General features: G+C 36.3%; 13 protein-coding genes. All 13 read left to right on the forward strand.

What is annotated here, in order from left to right; all coding sequences use genetic code 11:
- Window positions 1-5: 5 nt before the first annotated feature.
- Window positions 6-920: a carbohydrate ABC transporter permease gene (locus HUW50_RS15375; RefSeq protein WP_066324392.1), complete on the forward strand. Its 915-nt coding sequence runs from the start codon at window positions 6-8 to the stop codon at window positions 918-920.
- A 51-nt stretch (window positions 921-971) separates the two neighbouring features.
- Window positions 972-2,126, forward strand: coding sequence for an endo-1,4-beta-xylanase (locus HUW50_RS15380; RefSeq protein WP_066324393.1), 1,155 nt, complete (start codon window positions 972-974; stop codon window positions 2,124-2,126).
- Between the two features lie 177 nt (window positions 2,127-2,303).
- Window positions 2,304-3,317, forward strand: a complete 1,014-nt coding sequence (locus HUW50_RS15385; protein WP_066324400.1) for an endo-1,4-beta-xylanase — start codon at window positions 2,304-2,306, stop codon at window positions 3,315-3,317.
- Window positions 3,318-3,428: 111 nt separating this feature from the next.
- The gene (locus HUW50_RS15390; protein ID WP_269748928.1) at window positions 3,429-5,423 is read left to right on the forward strand and encodes a glycoside hydrolase family 43 protein; all 1,995 of its coding nucleotides are present in this window, start codon (window positions 3,429-3,431) and stop codon (window positions 5,421-5,423) included.
- A 370-nt stretch (window positions 5,424-5,793) separates the two neighbouring features.
- Window positions 5,794-6,810 (forward strand): ABC transporter substrate-binding protein, encoded by a 1,017-nt coding sequence (locus HUW50_RS15395; RefSeq protein WP_066324402.1) that lies wholly within the window; start codon window positions 5,794-5,796, stop codon window positions 6,808-6,810.
- A gap of 132 nt (window positions 6,811-6,942) precedes the next feature.
- The gene (locus tag HUW50_RS15400) at window positions 6,943-8,430 is read left to right on the forward strand and encodes a sugar ABC transporter ATP-binding protein (protein WP_185654070.1); all 1,488 of its coding nucleotides are present in this window, start codon (window positions 6,943-6,945) and stop codon (window positions 8,428-8,430) included.
- Between the two features lie 4 nt (window positions 8,431-8,434).
- Window positions 8,435-9,457 carry an ABC transporter permease gene (locus HUW50_RS15405; protein WP_066324414.1) on the forward strand — a complete coding sequence of 341 codons (1,023 nt, stop codon included), beginning with the start codon at window positions 8,435-8,437 and terminating at the stop codon, window positions 9,455-9,457.
- Window positions 9,454-10,449: a galactofuranose ABC transporter, permease protein YjfF gene (gene yjfF / locus HUW50_RS15410; protein ID WP_185653013.1), complete on the forward strand. Its 996-nt coding sequence runs from the start codon at window positions 9,454-9,456 to the stop codon at window positions 10,447-10,449. The genes HUW50_RS15405 and yjfF overlap by 4 nt, the downstream gene beginning before the upstream one ends.
- Before the next feature lie 20 nt (window positions 10,450-10,469).
- Window positions 10,470-16,850 (forward strand): immunoglobulin-like domain-containing protein, encoded by a 6,381-nt coding sequence (locus HUW50_RS15415; protein ID WP_185653014.1) that lies wholly within the window; start codon window positions 10,470-10,472, stop codon window positions 16,848-16,850.
- Between the two features lie 606 nt (window positions 16,851-17,456).
- Complete coding sequence (gene secE / locus HUW50_RS27130; protein ID WP_260445712.1) at window positions 17,457-17,633, forward strand: preprotein translocase subunit SecE; 177 nt, start codon at window positions 17,457-17,459, stop codon at window positions 17,631-17,633.
- Window positions 17,634-17,667: 34 nt separating this feature from the next.
- Window positions 17,668-18,960, forward strand: coding sequence for a preprotein translocase subunit SecY (secY, locus tag HUW50_RS15425; RefSeq protein ID WP_066324425.1), 1,293 nt, complete (start codon window positions 17,668-17,670; stop codon window positions 18,958-18,960).
- A gap of 349 nt (window positions 18,961-19,309) precedes the next feature.
- Complete coding sequence (locus HUW50_RS15430; protein WP_066324430.1) at window positions 19,310-20,437, forward strand: glycoside hydrolase family 172 protein; 1,128 nt, start codon at window positions 19,310-19,312, stop codon at window positions 20,435-20,437.
- 37 nt (window positions 20,438-20,474) lie between these two features.
- Window positions 20,475-21,812, forward strand: coding sequence for an ABC transporter substrate-binding protein (locus tag HUW50_RS15435; protein ID WP_185653015.1), 1,338 nt, complete (start codon window positions 20,475-20,477; stop codon window positions 21,810-21,812).
- Window positions 21,813-21,867 lie beyond the last annotated feature (55 nt).

The raw sequence follows: 21,867 nt of genomic DNA on the forward strand, positions 1-21,867 counted from the left end.
ATAGAATGTTAAGAGTGAAAAAAAGGAAGAGCTTGATGAGAACGAAAGAAGATGTAGTTTTTGACACTTGTACCATTATTTTTATGATTTTACTTAGTGTCATCATGCTATACCCTTTTCTAAACCAAGTAGCCCTTTCTTTTAATGCTGCAACAGATTCTGTAAAAGGTGGAATCCATTTATGGCCAAGAGAATTTACTTGGAGAAACTATGAATATGTATTTACTCAAGCATCGATCATTCAGGCAATTTTCGTATCGGTAGCAAGAACAGTTGTTGGTACAGGAATTGGATTATTATGTACTGCAATGGTGGCATATGCGATTGCTCAAGAAAAATTTGTTCTTAAAAAGTCGGTAACAATTATTTTTATTATGACTATGTATTTTAATGGCGGGTTAATTCCAACATTCCTTTTAATGAGAGATTTACATTTAATCGGAACATTTTGGGTTTATATAATACCGGGATTAATAAGTGCATTCAATCTTATAATCATGCGTTCATTTATAGAAGGCCTTCCAAAAAGTCTTTTTGAACAAGCGCGTATTGACGGGGCTGGGGACTTTAGGGTTTTCTTTCAAATTGTGTTGCCTCTGTCCTTACCGGTATTAGCAACCGTAGCACTATTTGTTGCTGTAGGACAATGGAACCAATGGTTTGACGTATTTTTGTATAACTCAAGCAATGAGAATTTAACGACATTGCAATACGAGTTAATGAAAATTCTTCAGAATACTGCAACTTCAAATGGTGATTGGAATACTGCTCAAGCAAATGGTGAACACGCTGTCCAAGCTGTTACACCTAAGTCTATTCAAGCTACTATGACCATTGTAGCGAGTCTACCAATTATTTGTGTGTACCCATTTCTACAAAAGTACTTTGTAAAGGGTATGACTTTAGGTGCAGTTAAATAATTTAATCTTTTCTAATGTTAAAAATCTTAAAAAATGTAAAGGAGTAAGGACATGAAAAAAATATTACGAAAACAAATTTTCTCTGGATTAGCAATAGCATTATTATTACCTCTAGGTACAAATAGTGTATCTGCTTTAGATAAACCATTAGATGCTTTAAACGTAGTTTCAATTAATGAAAGATATGAAGATTCTTTCACAATCGGTGCTGCCGTCGAGCCTTATCAATTAGAAGGAAAGACTGCCAAAATACTAAAGCGCCATTATAATAGCATCGTTGCAGAGAATGTAATGAAGCCTATTAATATACAGCCAGAAGAAGGAAAATTTAACTTTGAAGAGGCTGATAAAATCGTGAAGTTTGCTAAAGAGAATGATATGGACTTACGTTTTCATACTCTGGTCTGGCATAGCCAAGTGCCACAATGGTTTTTCCTTGATAAGGAAGGAAATCAAATGGTAGATGAGACAGACCCAAAAAAACGCGAGAAAAATACAAGGCTTTTATTAAAGCGCTTAGAAACCCATGTAAAAACAATCGTTAAACGATATAAAGATGATGTAGACTCATGGGATGTTGTGAACGAAGTAATCGATGATTCCCCACAGAATGAAAAAGGTTTACGTGAATCAACATGGTACCAAATTACGGGCACTGACTATATTAAGGTTGCATTTGAAACAGCTAGAAAATACGCCGGAAAAGATGCAAAGCTTTATATCAATGATTACAATACAGAAGTAGAGCCGAAGAGAACTTACTTATATAATCTAGTGAAAGATTTACTGGAGCAGGGAGTTCCGATCGATGGAGTTGGGCATCAGTCTCATATTCAAATTGGCTGGCCGTCTATTCAAGAGATTGAAGATTCGATTAATTTGTTTGCAAGTCTTGGATTAGATAATCAAATTACAGAGCTTGATGTTAGTCTTTATGGTTGGCCGCCAAGACCTGCTTATGAGACTTATGAAGCCATTCCAGAAGAGAAGCTCCAAGCACAGGCTGAACGTTATGATGCTTTATTTGCTTTATATGAGAAATTAGATAATAAGATTAGTAATGTCACATTCTGGGGCATTGCTGATAACCATACATGGTTAGACGGTCGTGCACAACAGTACAATAACGGAGTCGGTAAAGATGCACCATTTGTTTTTGATCCAGATTACAACGTTAAACCTGCATATTGGTCAATTATGGATTAACCATTTTGAAGTTGCCTTTTCAAGATGAAAGGGCAACCTCTTTTCTAGATAAGAAGAAAGTCAAAATAGCCTTATATAAAAAAAGATTAATAACAAATCGTTTAGGCTTAATCAAGGAAAAAGCTGGTCTTTGTAACTTATATTTATAAATTCTATTAACCATAGGGAGGGAAAGATATGAGTCAACTACAATCTAAGTTGAATATTCCATCTTTTTCAGACGTATATAGTGATTGCTTTTCAATTGGTGCCGCTATCAATCAACGTACAATTGAAAGCTCAAAACAACTCTTAACCAAACATTTTAACAGTATAACAGCTGAGAATGATATGAAACCTGAAAATCTCCAGCCTGAGGAAAATAAATTTACGTTTGAAAAGGCTGATCAATTTGTAGCTTTTGCCGAAGAACATAAAATGAAGATGCGTGGTCATACATTGGTATGGCATAATCAAACTCCAGATTGGATGTTTACCACACCAGATGGTTCAGTTGCAAAAAGAGATTTGCTATTAGACCGAATGCAAACGCATATTTCAACTGTTGTAGGTCGTTATAAAGGCCGTATTCATAGTTGGGATGTTGTAAATGAGGTAATTGATGATAGTGAGAATCTCTTTTTAAGAAAATCAAACTATCTGGATATCGTAGGAGAAGATTTTATAGAAAAGTCATTTCGGTTTGCCCATGAGGCTGATCCAAAGGCATTGCTTTTTTATAACGATTATAATGAGAGTCACCCACAAAAACGTGACAAAATTTATAAATTAGTAAAATCTTTACTCAAAAAAGATGTTCCACTACATGGAATAGGCATGCAGGCACATTGGAATTTAACTAGTCCAACGTTAGATAACATTCGTGCTGCGATTGAAAAATATGCATCCCTTGGCTTGCAAATTCAGCTTACTGAACTAGATGTTTCGGTATTTGATACTACCGACAGACGAACAGATCTAAAAGAGCCAACGACTGAAATGGTTGCATTACAAGAGGAACGCTATGAGCAATTGTTTGCTTTGTTACGTGAATATAGGGACGTAATCAGTTGCGTTACCTTCTGGGGTGTTGCAGATGATTATACATGGTTAGACAACTTCCCTGTAAGAGGCAGAAAGAATTGGCCGTTATTATTTGATGACAATCAGCTTCCAAAACAAGCGTTTCATAAAATTACTAGTTTTAAATAATCTAAATAATTAAACTATGTTACTTACTAAAAAGGAAAAAAGGATTCTAAGAGTCATTCGATTTAAAATCCTATTGATAAATAAAATCTTAGTAGAAGGAGATTTATAAGAATGTATAAGAAGCTGTTTTTACTGATTGTAATGTTTTCAATGTTACTGAATTTTGTACCAAATAAAACATCATTTGCTCAAATAAATGAAAGAAGTACAGGTACATCACCAACAGTTCTGAATGCGGAGTTAGAAGATGTTTTTGAAGTCGTTGGTGCTCCAAATATAGAGTTAGAAGTCCCAGTGAAATTGGATGAGTTGTCAAAAGGACGATACACCTCCATTGCTGCATCATTCAATATCCCTGATAGTCTAACTGTGACTGGGGTGGAATTCAACTCAAAAAATATTAATGGAGCAAGTTCATATACTTATTCTAATAATCATTTAATGCTTCATGTAAAGGGTGGTAATGTAAGCTTCTCACATAAAAAATCTGATTTATTTGCAACGATTAAATTAAAAGTAAAAGATTTTGTGACATCCGATTATACGGAAGTTATCAGGACCAATTATATCAAGGTTAATGGTGGAGACATTGAATATTCAGTACATGATGCAGTAGCCAACATTGAATTAAAACTATTGGATACAGGTGCAGTTGCAAAGATTCCTGGTTATGCCAATCCACTTATCAGCCATAAATTTGGGGCCGATCCACATGCGATGGTTTACGATGGAAGGGTATATATATATTTAACGAATGATCAGTACGAATATGATGCAAACGGAAATGTCGTACCGAATACCTATGGCAAGATTAATACAGTTACCGTCATTTCTTCTGATGATATGATCAACTGGACTGACCACGGTGCAATTCCTGTAGCAGGACCTAATGGCGCAGCAAAATGGGCGACTCAATCGTGGGCGGTATCTGTTGAACATAGGAATATTGAAGGTAAGGATAAATTTTTCTTGTATTTTTCAAATAACGCGTCAGGTATTGGTGTACTTACATCAGATAGTCCTATTGGGCCTTGGACAGATCCGCTTGGAAAACCTTTAGTAGCCCGGAATACACCTGAAGCTGATGGGGTAACGTGGCTCTTTGACCCTGCAGCCTTTGTCGATGATGATGGTCAAGCATATTTGTATTACGGCGGAGGTGTACCAGGTTCACCACCAACCCAAGAACAAGCTGAATCTCCGAAAACTGCTAGAGTTATTAAGTTAAGTGATGATATGATTCATACAGAAGGGGAAGCAAAAGTAATTGATGCACCATTCTTGTTCGAAGCTTCAGGTATTCACAAACGTAATGGTAAGTACTACTATTCATATAGTACAAACTTCTCTGGTGTACGTGAGGCAGACGATCCGAAGACTGGTGAAATTGCTTATATGATAAGTGAAGATCCGATGGGTCCATTTAAATATGTAGGTACAGCACTTAAAAATCCATATCTATTTTTTGGTGTTGGAGGAAACAATCATCAAGATTTCTTTGAGTTTAAAGGCCAAACGTATATAACCTATCATGCACAAACATTAGCGAAAGAATTAGGGACTGCTCAAGGGTACCGTTCTCCTCACATTAATAAGGTTGAATATGACGAGAATGGTCATATAAAAGATGTCAAAGCAGATATGAAAGGTGTATCCCAGGTTACCAGCCTTGATCCATATAAGAGGAACGAGGCTGAAACAATCGCATGGAATGCTGGAATATCGACTGAGAAATCCGAAGCACCTGGCAGCTTGGTAGAGAGCATTAACCTTAATGTAACGGACATCAATAATGGAGAATGGATTGCTGTATCACAAGCAGATTTTGGAAAAAATCGAGCTGTATCTTTCGAAACAAATATTGCGTCAACTTCAGGCGGTACAATTGAAATTCGCCTGGACAGTCCAATTGGTAAAGTTATTGGTACGCTCGACGTTAAACCTACTGGTGGAGACCAAGAATGGCAACTGATGAAAACCAAAGTAAAGAACGTTAGCGGTAGACACAATATATTCTTCATGTTCAAAGGAGAAGGAGAAAACAACTTATTTAATATGGATTATTGGAAATTTACAACATCAGAACAAAGTATATCAAGTAAATAAATAGCCCATATTTTAAACAGACATAGGGATATCCTCTATGTCTGTTTTCTTTTTCAAAGTAGAATAAGTAAAAAGCATGTTAATAATAGCAATCTTACATCCAAATAATTTAGTATGCTAGCTTTAAGTGGAAATGATAAGATTTGGTTTCCTAATTATTATCTATAAGTTTTAGGCGAAAAATAATGCAATTTTTAAAAAGAATTTGAAGTTTAAAAAAGTCTATGATTAATAAATACACAATGAATGTACAATTTTTTCGAAAGTTATTCCATTCACCAATTGTCTGTAAACGCTTTATAATCAGAGTATACAAATTCAAAAAAGTTAAAAAGCTTTTGAATTGAAGAAAAAGGGGAGGCTTCAAATTATGAAGAAATTACTTAAAGGAAAAATGATTTTACTACTTATGATGGCACTTATGCTCTTATTATCAGCATGTAGCTCATCAGGTACAGGGGGGCAAACAGAGTCTGGTACTAGTTCAGGAGATTCTAAGTCTAGTGATAAGTTAGTAATAGGCTTTTCACAAGTTGGAGCAGAAAGTGAATGGAGAACAGCAAACACGAAGTCAATGCAAGAAGCCATTAAAGCTGCAGGTCATGAATTGAAATTTTCAGATGCCCAACAAAAGCAAGAAAATCAAATTAAGGCCATTCGTTCTTTCATCGCGCAAAAAGTAGATGCAATTGTCTTCTCTCCTGTTGTTGAAACAGGTTTTGAAACAGTGTTACAAGAAGCGAAGGATGCAGGAATTCCAGTTTTTCTTTCTGACCGTGCTGTTGATATAGAAGATGATTCCTTATGGGTAACATTCTTAGGTTCAGACTTTGTTGAAGAAGGTAGAAAAGCGGCAAATTGGTTAGTTGAGGAAACAGCTGATGTAGATGGTGATGTCAATATCGTTGAACTTCAAGGAACAGTCGGTTCAGCACCTGCGATTGACCGTAAAGAAGGGTTTGAAGAAGTAATCGCAGATCATCCAAATCTAAAAATAACAAAATCTCAAACAGGTGACTTTACTCGTGCAAAAGGAAAAGAAGTTATGGAAGCGTTCTTAAAAGCAGATGGAGAAAACATAGATGTTCTTTATTCTCATAACGATGATATGGCAATTGGTGCGATTCAAGCAATTGAAGAGTACGGATTAAAACCAGGTGAAGATATTAAAATCATTGGTGTTGACGCAGTGAAAGGTGCGTTCGAAGCAATGGCAGCAGGTAAGATGAACGTAACAGTTGAGTGTAACCCATTATTTGGTCCACAAATGGTTGATTTAATTGAGGCACATTTAGCTGGTGAAGAGATTGATAAGCGTGTAGCTGTAGAAGAAAGCATGTACACAATGGATCAAGCTGAGGAGTTACTCCCAACACGAGAGTATTAAACTAGGGAAATAAAATAACAAATATAGCCACTAGATAGATAGTATATCCTTTACTATTAACTAACTAGTGGCTATTAAAATAAAAGATTGTTAGGAGGGGAAATTGTGAAGATACAGACTCCGGTTCTTATAATGGAAAGAATAACAAAGGAGTTCCCAGGAGTTAAAGCTTTATCAAATGTTCAGTTAAAACTGTACCCTGGTGAGGTGCATGCCTTGATGGGGGAGAATGGTGCAGGGAAGTCAACATTAATTAAAGTATTAACAGGTGTTTATACGTTTGATGAAGGTTCAGTAACTCTAGAAGGTAAATCTATTCGCGTTACAAATCCACTTGAAGCACAAAACTTAGGGATTAGCACGGTATACCAAGAAGTGAATTTATGTACAAACTTATCAGTAGTAGAAAATATCTTTATTGGTCGAGAAATTACGAAAAGAGGCCGCCTTGATTGGAAAGAAATGACGAAACAGGCAAAAGAGTTATTGAAAACAAGACTAAACTTAAATATTGATGTAACAAAGCTATTGTCTTCCTATTCTGTAGCAATTCAGCAAATGATTGCGATTGCTCGCTCCCTAAAAGTATCTGCAAAAGTACTTATTTTGGATGAACCAACATCAAGCCTTGATCAAAATGAGGTTAACCAATTGTTTAATGTCATTCGAAAATTAAAGCAAGAAGGCTTAGCAATTGTTTTTGTTAGTCACTTTCTTGATCAAATCTATGAAATTACAGATCGACTAACAGTTTTACGTAATGGCACATGGATTGGTGAGTATAAGACAAATGAAATTGAAAGGCTTGAATTAGTTTCTAAGATGATTGGTAAAGACTTAAACGAGCTTAATAGTACAGAAAAAGGAACTAGTAGAAATTCTTTTGATAAGAAAAAGCTATTTTTGCAAGGAAAAGACATTTCGAAAAAAGGCAAAATTGCACCTTTTGATATTGATATACATGAAGGTGAAATTGTCGGACTTGCTGGGCTCCTTGGTTCAGGTAGAACGGAATTAGCAAGATTAATGTTTGGCGCAGACAAAGCTGATACAGGTGAAATCAAGATAAATGGTAGTAAATCAAATCTTTCTTCCCCTAAACAAGCTATCTCCAATGGAATCGCTTTTTGTTCTGAAAACCGAAAAACAGAGGGAATTATTGCAGACCTAACAATAAGAGAAAATATGATCCTAGCTATGCAAGGAATTCAAGGATGGTTTAAATATATTCCAAAGAAAAGGCAAATTGAAATTGCAGATGAATATATCAAACTATTGAACATTAATCCGCCAAATCCAGAGCAATTAATCAAAAATTTAAGTGGTGGAAATCAACAAAAGGTTTTGCTTGCTAGATGGTTGATTACGAATCCTAAATTATTAATCTTAGATGAACCTACAAGAGGAATTGATGTAGGAGCAAAAGCGGAAATTCAAAAATTAATGCTCTCATTAAGTAAAGAAGGTATGTCGATTTTATTTGTTTCATCTGAAATAGAAGAAGTGTTACGTACTTGTCGTAAAATTGCGATCCTACGAGATCATAAGAAAGTATCCGAGATTGAGAATGATCAGCAAATTACACAAAAAGACATAATGAAGGCAATGGCTGGGGGATGACGTGATGAAATCAAAATTATTTTGGCCAATAGTCATTTTATTAATCATTCTATTAATAAATCTATTTTTTGATAAAAATTTCTTTACAATTGAAGTGAAAAATGGCTATTTAACTGGTAGTCTAATAGACATTCTTAATCGAGGGGCTCCATTGTTATTGGTTTCAATTGGAATGACTCTTGTCATTGCTACAAAAGGAGTCGATCTCGGGGTTGGTTCTGTCATCGCAATGGCTGGTGCAGTAGGTGCTATGACAGTAAGTGGTGCAAGTGGAGATAGTTTAGTACCACTTTTTACAGCAATTGGTTTAGTTATTGGTATCTCAGTATTAACTGGAATATGGAATGGTGTACTTGTTTCTAGAATTGGGGTTCAACCAATCGTTGCAACATTAATCCTTATGGTTGCAGGTCGTGGAATTGCTCAATTAATCACAGATGGACAAATTATGACCGTTTATTATGATCCATATACGTTCATCGGTGGTGGTCACTTGTTAATGCTACCTTTTTCAATCTTTATTGTAGCGGCTGTATTGGCTGTTGCATCACTCTTAACTAGAAAAACAGCAATGGGGTTATTTATTGAATCGGTTGGTACGAACCCAGAAGCAAGCCGTCTTTCCGGAATAAATTCTAAAAATATTTTATTAATGGTTTACGTGTTTTCTGGATTATGTGCAGGAATTGCTGGTTTAATCTTAAGTTCAAATGTAGCAAGCGCAGATGGAAACAATGCTGGGCTTTGGTATGAGCTGGATGCTATTCTAGCTGTAGTAATAGGAGGAACATCATTGAATGGTGGTAGATTTCATTTGATGGGAACAGTCATAGGTGCTCTTATCATTCAAAGTTTAACTACTACTATTTATTCGATAGGAATTGCTCCAGAAATAAATCTTGTCGTAAAAGCAATTGTAGTATTGATTGTTTGTCTTTTACAATCACCTGAGTTTAGAAAGAAAGTCTTTGGCGGGTTTACAGCGAAAAAAACAGAAAAGAAAAGTGAGGGAGTGTCGGTATCATGACGAAAAAATTACAATTAGATTCTAAACATCTCCCTTTAATAGCAACAATCGGATTGTTTATCGTGATGTTTATTTTTGGCTCACTTAGATATACTGGATTTTTTTCAACACAAGTTTTTCTGAATTTGTTTATTGATAACGCATTCTTGATCGTTGTTGCAGTGGGAATGACATTTGTTATTTTATCAGGGGGAATTGATCTCTCTGTTGGTTCCATCATTGCGTTAACAAGTATGGTAGCAGCCAGTCTTACAATGAATGCCCAATTATCACCCGTACTTGTTATTCCAACAAGTCTACTTGTCGGTACAATACTGGGTTTTTGTATGGGATGCCTGATTCAATATTTTAATTTACAACCATTTATCGTTACACTTGCAGGAATGTTTCTTGCCAGAGGGCTATGTTATCTAATTAGTGTTGAATCAATTACGATCGACCATGGATTTTTTAGTTTTATGGCTAGTACTCGAATCCCAGTTGGCGGAGGGAATTTTATTTCCATAAGTGTAATAATCGCTATGCTAGTAGTAATTGCAGCAATGTTTATTGCTCACTACTCTAAATTTGGACGTAATGTTTATGCATTAGGTGGAAGTGAACAATCAGCATTATTAATGGGACTACCTGTAGCGAAAACAAAAATTTTAATTTATACAGTTAGTGGTTTTTGTTCATCCCTTGCTGGCATCATTTTCACTTTTTATATGCTATCAGGATATGGACTACATGCAAACGGTCTGGAGCTTGATACGATAGCCGCTGTTGTAATTGGTGGTACATTGCTCACAGGAGGTGCAGGATATGTAGCAGGTAGTGTTGTTGGGGTACTTATTTTAGGTATTATCCAAACCGTAATCGTATTTGAGGGAACATTAAGCTCTTGGTGGACAAAGATTGCAATTGGAACATTATTATTATTGTTTATTGTATTGCAAAGAGTAATTGTAGCTAGAAGTAAGACGAATCAAACATCAGTATCGTCACACTAATATAGTGAAGGAGTGAAAAAATGAAAAATAGAAAAAGATTTTCTATCTTTCTATTATCGATTATGATCTTTCAGACTTTTTCAGGATTAGTCCCACAATCATCATTTGCGGAAGAATTGAATTCTACAAGCCCTGAATTAATTCTGCATTATGATATGAAATCAAACGTTAAAAATGGTGATCAAATTACTATGAAGGATGTATCAGGTAATGATATAGCATTTGATGGAACATTCAAAAATTCAGAAAATGGTCAATTGGTTCATAATGAAGAAGTTGGATATGTTTCTTTCAATGGTGGAAGCTCGACTTCAAATAGCGGGTATATTGAAATACCAAAAAGTGAAGATGGTTCAGATTTATTAACCGGTTTACAAGATGTAACCATTTCGGCGCTTGTGAATTGGAATAATGACGGAGCAAATCGTTGGATCTTTGGTTTAGGTGCAGCGACAGATGATGCTGAGAATGGGAATAAATATTTCTTTGTTACGCCACGACATGGTTCAGGAAATGTAGCAGCAACAGGGATTTCCAAAGCTGGATGGAGAAATGAATCACTAGTTAAAGGGACATCGACAATGAGAGCTGGAAAATGGGAAGTTGCAACTGTTGTTTTCTCAGAAAAGTCGAATGCGATGACATTATATGTAAATGGGAATAAAGTAGCAACAGGATCAGCAGGTGGGAAAAAGTTATCGGAGATTATTGATCCATCAGCAGACTTTTCTGGATTTCTTGGGAAATCAATCTTTAAAAATGATCCATATTTTAAAGGGATGATCGGTGATTTCCGTGTATATAATGGTGCATTATCAGATGAACAGGTGACTGATTTATATACAGAAACATCTAGTAAAATTGATAAGATCAATCAGCTTGTTATAAATGATGCCTCAGAATCTCTTGATATTGCTGAATATTTAGGTAGCGGTGATGAAAGCATTGATAAAATAACGAATAATCTCGCACTGCCTACAAAGGGCAAGCATGGAGTAGATATTACTTGGAGTTCAAGTAACACTGAAGTCGTTGCAAATGACGGAACAGTTACTCGTCCTAATAAAACAGAATCGGATATTGAAGTTGAATTAACAGCTACTATCTCTTATGAAGGACTTACTACTAAGAAACCCTTTATTGTAACCGTTTTAAAAGAGTATGCGGATGAACAAATAGTACAGCTAGATGCTGCAAACTTAACTTTACAAAATGTAAATCAAGTAAAAGGAAACATAAGTTTACCAGTTAAAGGTGAACATGGAAGTACCATTACATGGGAATCCTCAAATTCAACAATTGTTAAAGGATCTGCAGAAGCAACTGATAATGCTCATCACCTTGGCATGGTAACAAGACCTGAAGCAGATACAAAGGTTACATTAACAGCAACAATTTCGAATGGAAACGCTGAAACGAAAAAAGAATTCAATCTTAACGTGATAAAAAATCCTGGCAAATTGACTTATGATGCCTATTTCTTCTCCTATTTTACTGGTGAATACGAAGGTGGAGAGGAAATTTCCTTCGCTACTGCAGAAGATCCATTAAAATGGCGAGCATTAAATAATGGTCAATCCGTTATTCAATCAAATATGGGTGAAAAGGGGCTTAGAGACCCATTTATCATTCGATCTCCTGAAGGGGATAAATTTTATATGTTGGCAACTGACTTAAAAATGGGTGAGAGCACCAACTTTGACCAAGCACAAATTACTGGAAGTCATTCCCTTATGATCTGGGAATCTGATGATCTTGTAAATTGGAGCGAACAGCGAATGGTAGAAGTTGCTCCTAAAACTGGTGGCAATACTTGGGCACCTGAAGCTATTTATAACGAAAAAACTGGTGAATACGTTGTATTCTGGGCTTCTTCAATGAAAAATGAAGAAACATATGGTGATTTCCCTAATGGAAGACCGGCAGGACAGTACAATGTAATGTATTATGCAACGACTAGGGATTTCCATACATTCTCTGAACCGAAAGTGTTTATTGATGAAGGCTTCCCTACGATTGATACAAGCATCGTCCAAAATAACGACACTCTTTATCGATTTACAAAATCTGAAGTCAATTATAGAGTGTATTACGAGAAAGCAACAGATATCTTCCAGGATAAAGATGGGATCAAGGAAAATGGATTCCAATACGATGTGATCTCTGGTACAAAAGATGGAAACAGAGGACTTATCGGTCATCAAGGAAACAATGAAGGTCAAACAATATTTAAAGACATCCATGATGATAAATGGTATATGTTCTTAGATTCTTGGCCATATCATGTACGTTGGTCTACAGATTTAGAAGATGGATCACAATTTGTCAACAATTTACTTTCAGAATCTGAATATGCGCTGCCGCCAGGACCAAGACATGGTACGGTTATTCCAATCACTCGCGCGGAATATAATGCCCTTCAAGATAAATATGGCATGCCTGCACCTGAGCAATCTAAAGAACCTGTAGTACATTATACATTTGACAAGGAAGATATTGATGGAACAACTGTAAAAGATGTTTCAAATAATGGTTTTGATGCAAAATTAGTAGGTGGATCTAAGATTGATTCAACTGACACAGTTGGTAAATCAACAGGAGCAGTAGAATTAGATGGAAGTTCGGGATATGTTGAGTTACCAGAAAATACAATTAAAGACCTTAATCTAGAAAGTATGACAATGTCTACGTGGGTTAAAGTACAGGGAGATCAAGCAAACCAACGAATTTTTGATTTTTCTTCTAATACTGGTAGAATTGCAAACCGTAATACGATGTATTTAAGTACACAGGGTGATTCAGGTAACTTGGAATTTGCCATTGTTACACCTTTCACCGAAAAATTTGCAAATCAAAATTCTCTTTTAGGAAGTACCTATAAATATGCTGTGAGAGCTCCAATGCTTACTACTGCAAATTGGCATCATGTAGCGATGACGGTTGAAGGGTTTGACGCCGTTTTATATGTTGATGGAAAAGAAGTTTCTAGGAGCTCAACTTATAATGTAGAGCCAAGAATGCTATTAGAAACAACGATGAACTATTTAGGTAAGTCTAGTAACGAAAACCACAGTCTTTTTAACGGGAAATTTGATGACTTTAGAATTTATAACCGTGCTCTTAATGCTGAAGAAGTTGCTAGTTTAGCAGATGAAGAGGTTACGGAACCTCCAGTTGAGGAGCCGGAAAAAGCTGAGTTAATTCTTGATTATGATATGAACAATATTGAAGGTACAAAAGTAGTAGATCGTACAGGTAATTTTGAAGGGAAGCTTGTCAATCCTCAGAACGCTGAACTGATTAAAGGGGATGAAACAGGAGTTATCGGCTTTAAAGGCGGTTCCACAAGCTCATATATTGAGATGCCTCAAGGTGTACTAAACGGGTTAGAGAGTGTGACCGTTTCTTCATTAGTAAATTGGGAAGGCAAAAATGAGGCTGAATGGATATTTGCTTTAGGCCAGGATAGCAATAAATATTTATTTACGACTCCAAAACGTAATTCAGGTGACCGATCTGCACGTGTAGGTCTTGGAATCACAAGCTGGCAAAATGAGGCTGGGGCAAATGCAACAACTGGTGCCTTAAAATCAAATGAGTGGAAATTGGTTACAGCCGTTATGTCTGGTGAAGATAAAACACTGAAATTGTATATTGATGGTGTTGAAGTTGCAACTGGATCTACAAATGGTTATACATTGGCACAGATAAACAATAGTAATGGATTAAGCGGATTTATCGGACGATCATTCTATTCTGGTGATCCATACTTTGGCGGAATGATTTCTGATTTTGAAGTATATAATGGACCCTTAACGGCATCAGAGGTGAGTGAATTAAAAGAAGCAGCAGATACAAAAATTGCTAAAATGAATGGTTTACTACTTCAAAATGCAATTAAACAATTAGACTACTCAACTATTATTAATAAGAACGAAACCAAAGATGAAATCACAACAGATTTATCCTTCCCTAAGGCAGGAGCAAACGGAACAACTATCACTTGGGAATCACAAAATCAAGACATCATAACAAATGAAGGAAAGGTTACTAGACCGTCCTTTGAAGAAGGAAATCAGACAGTAACCATTACAGCAACTATTTCAGACGGAAACAACGAGGCAACAAAAGAATTTACAGTAACTGTAGTAAAGAAACCGCATGATTCTGTCGCAGTCAGAACAGATGCAGAAGCATTAAAGGTGCGTAACATTCATGATGTTCGCGGAAATGTAACCTTACCGACATCCGGAGAAAACGGGTCAACGATCACATGGAAATCAAGTGATTCAAAGATCGTTACAGCTACTGGCGAGGTAACCCGTCCTGAACATGGTGAAGGAAATACTAAAGTTAAGTTAACAGCAACAATTACATTAAATAACGAGACGATTACAAAGGCATTTTTAGCAAATGTCAAAGAAATGCCGAAAAAAGAAAAATTTGAAGGTTACGTTTTCAGTTACTTTACAGGCGAAGGCTACACGAATGGCGAGCAAATTTATTTCTCCTTAAGTGAAGGTAACAATCCACTTAAATGGAAACAGTTAAACAATGGAGAACCAGCCATTACGTCTGAATTAGGTGAAAAGGGACTTAGAGATCCGTTTATCATTCGCTCTCCTGAAGGAGATAAATTCTATTTAATTGCAACTGATTTAAAAATCAATGGTGATTGGAATTGGGATCGGGCTCAAAGATCAGGAAGTCGATCGATTATGGTTTGGGAATCCACCGATTTGATTAATTGGTCTGAGCAAAGAATGGTCGAAGTTGCACCAGAAGAGGCAGGAAATACGTGGGCACCTGAAATCTTTTACGATGACTCGACAGGAGAATATGTTGTTTTCTGGGCATCAAAGCTATACGACAATGAAGACCATAGTGGATCAACTTATAACAAAATGATGTACAGTAAAACACGAGATTTCTATACATTTACTGAACCTGAAGTATATATTGATCGTGGATACTCAGTTATTGATACAACAATGATCGAACATGACGATAAAGTTTATCGATTATCGAAGGATGAAAGAAACAATACTTCATCTTCACCAAATGGTAAATTCATTTTCCAAGAAGTAGGGGATTCAGTACTTGATCCTAACTTCGAGTTAATTAAAGAAGGGATTGGCAAAGGCTCAATAAGTGCTGGTGAAGGGCCTACAATCTTTAAATCAAATACTGAAGAAAAATGGTATATGTTTATTGATGAATTTGGCGGCAGAGGATATGTTCCTTTTGAAACAACCGATTTGCAGTCAGGTGAATGGAAAATGTCAGAAGACTATGACTTACCAGAACGTCCGCGTCATGGAACCGTAATTCCTGTTACAAAGGCTGAGCATGAGGCTTTACTTGCAAATGTTCCAGCAGTTGAAGTCTTAGATCCTGAACAACTTCCAACAAGTGTAACACTTGATCAGGAAACATTGAAGTTGTCAGAGGGTCAAACAGGAATGCTTAGTGCAACAGTTGCACCTAATGACGCAGTCAATAAAGCTGTTGTATGGTCAAGTAATAATGAAGAAGTAGCTACTGTTGATGAAAACGGGAAAGTAACTGCACTGAAGGAAGGAAGCGCGAAAATCAGTGCAACAACAGTCGATGGTGGATTAATGGCAGTTAGTGTCGTCACAGTAGAGAAAAAACAAGATTCTACACCACCAGAAGGACAATTTACAGTTAATGATGGTGCGAAGTATACTAATAATTCAACTGTCATTTTATCTCTAGAAGCGAAGGATGATATAAGCGGAGTTAGTCAGGTACGCTATTCAACTAATGCAAAAGAGTGGAGTGAATGGGAGGAATTTAAACCATCATTAGAAATAACGTTGCCAGCTGGTGATGGAGAGAAAACAGTCTTTGTTGAATTTAAAGACCATGCTGGAAATATCAGCGAGTCATATCAACAGAAGATAACTTTAGACACTACTGCACCAGTGATAGAGTTTACGGGTTATCAAGAAACTTACTCCGTTGATTCGTCTATTAAAATCACTTGCAGTATTAGTGATGAGCTGTCAGGGATTGTATCAAAAGAATGCGAAAATGTTGAAGGGCCAGCCTATGAATTTGAGTTGGGAATTAATAAAGTCACTGCAACAGCGACTGATAATGCTGGTAATACAGCGAAAGCTGAAATCGAATTTACAGTGACTGTTGACTTTGATAGTTTAGGTCGTTTAACAGAAGCATTAGTCACGAATGAAGGAGTAGCTGGGTCACTAGCGAAAAAGCTTCAATCTGCGAAAGAATCAGCAGCAAAGGGTAATAGTCAGGCAATGAATGGGCAATTAAATGCTTATGAAAATCAATTGAAAGCTCAGAGTGGAAAATCTATTCCTGAGGAAAATACAATAATATTGATTAACCTATTAGAACAATTGAAATAGAAAGAAAAGCGCAAGCGCCTTGGTCATCGCCGTACAAACTGGAGGAGCATCGACTGAGATAAAGCGAGACTTCCATTAGGGCCTCATCCTAATGGATAGCGAGACTTATCGGACTTTTACGGGCAGCTAACTCACAAGTTATTGTTCTTTGATCATTTTTCTACTGCCCGTTAAAGTGGGATAAAGGAAACACGGTAAGCGTAGCGAACCGATGTTGACTTATCGTAGGGAGATGATCTGAAGTTTGATAGGCGATAGGCGCTGGAGCTAGACACCTAAACTAAGTACAAAATTTTATACTTTCTTAACTGATGAAAAACGATAAAAAACTAGCTTCCAAGTCTTAGGACAAGAAGCTAGTTTTTTATATGAATATGACTAAAATTTGCCGTACATAATTTTTCAGAAGATTACTTATTTGAAGAGAACGAAATAAATTATACTTTTCTCAAAATAAATTCTATTTCTTTAGTTGTGAATGCGCTTTACAATATGAATATATATATTACAATTAATAAAAAAGAACTATTGATAAAAAATCAGGGGGTGATTTTTATTTCAAGGGACTTGCTTAAAGTAGATGTAGTAGTGGAGGAAAAAAAGGGTATTGTGAATTTTTTCGGTGATATAAATCGTGAAATGAAGAAGGTCAGTTGGCCAAAGAGAAAAGAATTATCTAGATATACAATTATAGTTCTATCAACTGTGATCGTAACAAGTGCTTTTTTTGCAATTATTGACTTATGTATTTCATTTTTTATTCGTTTTTTTCTAAATAACTGATTTCTATATTAGAGCTAAAGCTAGAGGTGATCTAATGTTTAAAACAATCTCCAATTTTATGCGTGTGGGTGATATTAGAAGTAAAATCATATTTACCCTTTTAATGTTAGTGGTATTTCGTCTTGGTACGTTCATTCCTGTGCCAAATGTCAATGCAGATGTTCTTCAAGCACAGGATGAGCTTAATGTATTCGGAATCTTAAACACATTCGGTGGCGGTGCGTTGTATAATTTTTCGATCCTAGCGATGGGGATTATGCCATATATCACTGCTTCGATCATCATTCAGCTCCTGCAGATGGATGTTGTTCCGAAGTTCACTGAGTGGTCAAAGCAAGGTGATGTTGGGCGTCGTAAGCTCGCTCAATTTACACGATACTTTACAATCATATTAGGTTTCATCCAGGCGTTAGGTATGTCCTACGGATTTAATACTCAGTCAGGTGGAATGCTTATTGAGAATCCAGGGATTGGTACATACTTATTAATTGCAATTGTATTAACTGCTGGAACAGCATTTTTAATGTGGTTAGGAGAACAGATCACTTCTAAAGGTGTTGGAAATGGTATTTCCATTATCATCTTTGCTGGGATCGTTGCAGGAATTCCGTCAACTATGAACCAAATCTATGCTCAACAATTTGAGGATGCTGGTGACCAACTATTCTTAAGAATTGTTACGGTTGCTATTCTAATATTGGCAATTTTAGCTGTTGTGGTAGGAGTAATCTTTATCCAACAAGCACTTCGTAAAATACCAATTCAATATGCAAAAGGATCTAGCAACCAAAACATGCGTGGAGGAAATTCAACCCATCTCCCATTAAAAGTGAATCCTGCGGGTGTAATACCTGTAATTTTTGCAGTTTCTTTCATAATTACACCACCAACAATTGCTGCATTCTTTGGCCCTAACGATGTGACAGATTGGATTCAGAAAACCTTTGACTACACACAGCCTGTCGGTATGATTATCTACATTGCTTTAATACTTGCTTTCACATACTTCTATACATTTGTTCAAGTTAACCCTGAACAGATGGCTGAAAACTTAAAGAAACAAGGCGGTTATATCCCTGGTATTAGACCAGGAAAAAGCACGCAAGAATATATTACAAAGGTATTATATCGTTTAACTTTTGTTGGCTCTCTATTCTTAGCAGCAATATCTGTTCTTCCTGTTTTCTTTATTAAATTTGCTGATCTTCCTCAATCGGCTCAGATTGGTGGAACTAGTTTGTTGATCGTTGTTGGTGTTGCGCTTGAGACGATGAAACAGCTGGAAAGTCAGTTAGTGAAACGTCATTATAAAGGTTTTATTAAATAATTAAAGTTAGGTAGAATTCTCTTTTTCTTGAGGTATAGCGAGTAACTATCTTTAATTGTTTAAAATATTAAACTTCAAATTCTTAAAAAAGCCTACAGATCTATTTAGATCCGTAGGCTTTTGGTTGTGTGTAAGAATAAGGACATATAATCCCTAAAAATAACAAACTTCTAAATATAACTAACCTTATCTAAAGATATTAGAATTTCGCAAAGTCTAAATTGAATTTACAATTATAAATGTAGAAGGAAATAGCCGGGGGTGAAGAAAAAGAGAAAGTATTTAATACATGGTTAGTTAATGTAAGCGTATTCAACAAACAAAAAGAAATTAAGGGAGGATATAAACAATGAATGTTTGGCAACCCAATAGTCCACTAGGAGGACTCCCATTTATTAAAGAAGCGAGCTCCAAAAGAGAATCTAGTTATGACCGTACTGGAGGAAATAGAGATTTTAAAGTTGTAGAGCCAGGTGAAACAGCGGTTATGGCTGATATAAAGGGTGCAGGTTGTATTAAGCATATTTGGATGACGACTAGATGTTATGCAGAACAATACTTACGTAAGCTAGTTCTTGAAATGTATTGGGATGGTGAGGAAAACCCGAGTGTAAGAGTTCCTTTAGGAGATTTCTTTGGAATCGGGCATGCGACATGTAAACATTACGTTTCTTTACCTTTGAGCATGGTTATGGGGGAAAAGCGAGGACCTAAGGGACCTTTTGCAGCATCAATGAATAGTTATTTTTCAATGCCATTTGGAGATGGAGCTAGAATTCAATTAATCAATGAAAGTGATAAAAAAATTGAAAATCTATTCTATTATGTAGATTATGAAAGTTATGATAATAAAGATCAAATACCTGATGATGTTGGGAGATTTCATGCTACCTGGAATCGAGAAAATCCATGTGAAAAAGTTGTATTTGAAAAGGAAATAGATAATCCAGCTCCATGGGATCTACCAGGAGAAAATCTTACTGGAGATGATAACTATGTTATTCTCGATGCTGAAGGAAAAGGTCACTATGTTGGTTGTGTATTAAATATTGATAACTTCGATGCTTCCAATCAAGAGTTTACTTGGCCAGGCGAGGGTGATGACATGTTCTTCATTGATGGAGAAGAATGGCCACCATCTCTTCATGGAACAGGAACTGAAGATTACTTTAACGCGGCATGGGGCTTTCCTAGTGGAGAGTATGCAGGTCCATACCATGGAATATCGTTAGGAAGCGATGTTCAGGAGCATTTTGGAAAATGGAGTTTATATCGATTCCATATTGAGGATCCGATCCGTTTTACAAAATCAATCCGTGCTACAATCGAACATGGTCATGCGAATGATCAAGCTAATGATTATTCAAGTGTTGCATATTGGTATCAACTTGAGCCTCATAAGCCATTACCAAAACTTCCTGATGTAAAAGATAGACTTCCTAGAAGATGGCCTGAACATGGTTTATGGGATCGTTAAAATAGATATGAAAAACCACTTTAAGGAGGTTTTATAGATGTTCAAAAGGAGAGGAATATTCAGTGTTCTTTCAATACTATTAGTAGTGACACTATGTTTATATGGTTGTTCCGGTAAAGAAACCGGAGGCAGCGAGTCTTCTAATCGTGACAAATCTCTCACTGTACTTGTAGAGGGAGGTAGTCCGGCATTTACTGTTGCTAAAGAAACTGCAGAAGAGTTTAAAGAAAAAACGGGTTACGAAGTAAAGATTGAGTCTGTTCCTTATACAGGTGTATACGATAAATTAAAAGCTGAAGTAGCTTCACAGGCAGGCGCCTTTGATGTCGCAACAATTGATATTTTATGGTTCCCTGCTTTAGCCGGAGGTTTACTCCCTCTTGATGGAATGATCTCGAACGAAATTGAAAAGGACCTGTTCCCAGGTCTTATATCAGGAGGAAGTTACCAGGATAAAGTCTATGGAATGCCAGTCTGGACAAATGCAAAAAATATCATTTATCGCACAGATTTATTTGAAGATGAAACAAATAAAACTAAATTTAAAGCTGAATATGGGTATGATTTACATCCTCCTAAAACATGGACTGAGTATAGGGATATTGCAAAATTCTTCACTGGTGATACAGATCAAGATGGAAAAGTAGATATGTATGGAACAACAGTATTTGGTGCAAATAATGGTGATGCTGTAGCAAGTTGGCTTGATCATGCGACACAAGCAGGAACTGAATCCTTGGTTATAGACAAAAATGGAGAAGTTATTGTGAATACAAAACCATATGTTGAATCACTGCAATTTTTAACAGATATTCTAAATACCGATAAATCTGTACCGAATGGTGCACTAGAAATCGCATCAGCTGAAACCTCTGAATTGTTCTGGAGTGGTAAAGCTGCAATGATGATTGCCTGGGGACACTTTTATATTCCATCAAATGATCCTAAGCAATCACAAGTAGCTGGAAAAGTTGGAAGTGCACCAATGATTGCAGGAAGTGCGGGGATAGGAGCTGTTCCTGGTCCGTGGTATCAGGTAATTCCAAGTTCTTCGAAGAAACAAGAGATCGCCAAGGAATATTTGGAGTTTATCTATGAAAAGAATGAGTTATTTATGGAAACATTAGGAGTAGCTGCGAGAGTATCTGTTTTTGAGGAATATAGCAAAAAAGAAGGATATGAACATTTAGAGCCTTTAATGACGACGTTAAGTGGAGAACAAACGCAAAATCGTCCAGATATTACGGAATGGCAGCAGATAGAAAGTGAAGCACTAATACCAGCAGTTCAATATGCTCTTTCAGGAGAGAAGACACCTCAGGAAGCGCTAGACTGGGCAGCGGAAATCATTAAAGGGATATTACCTCCAAAATAAAGTGGGCATTAGAAAGTAGAAATCTCTACCTATTATAAATGATAGATAGGTAGAG

It is taken from the genome of Metabacillus sp. KUDC1714 (assembly GCF_014217835.1).
Lineage (GTDB): Bacteria > Bacillota > Bacilli > Bacillales > Bacillaceae > Metabacillus > Metabacillus rhizosphaerae.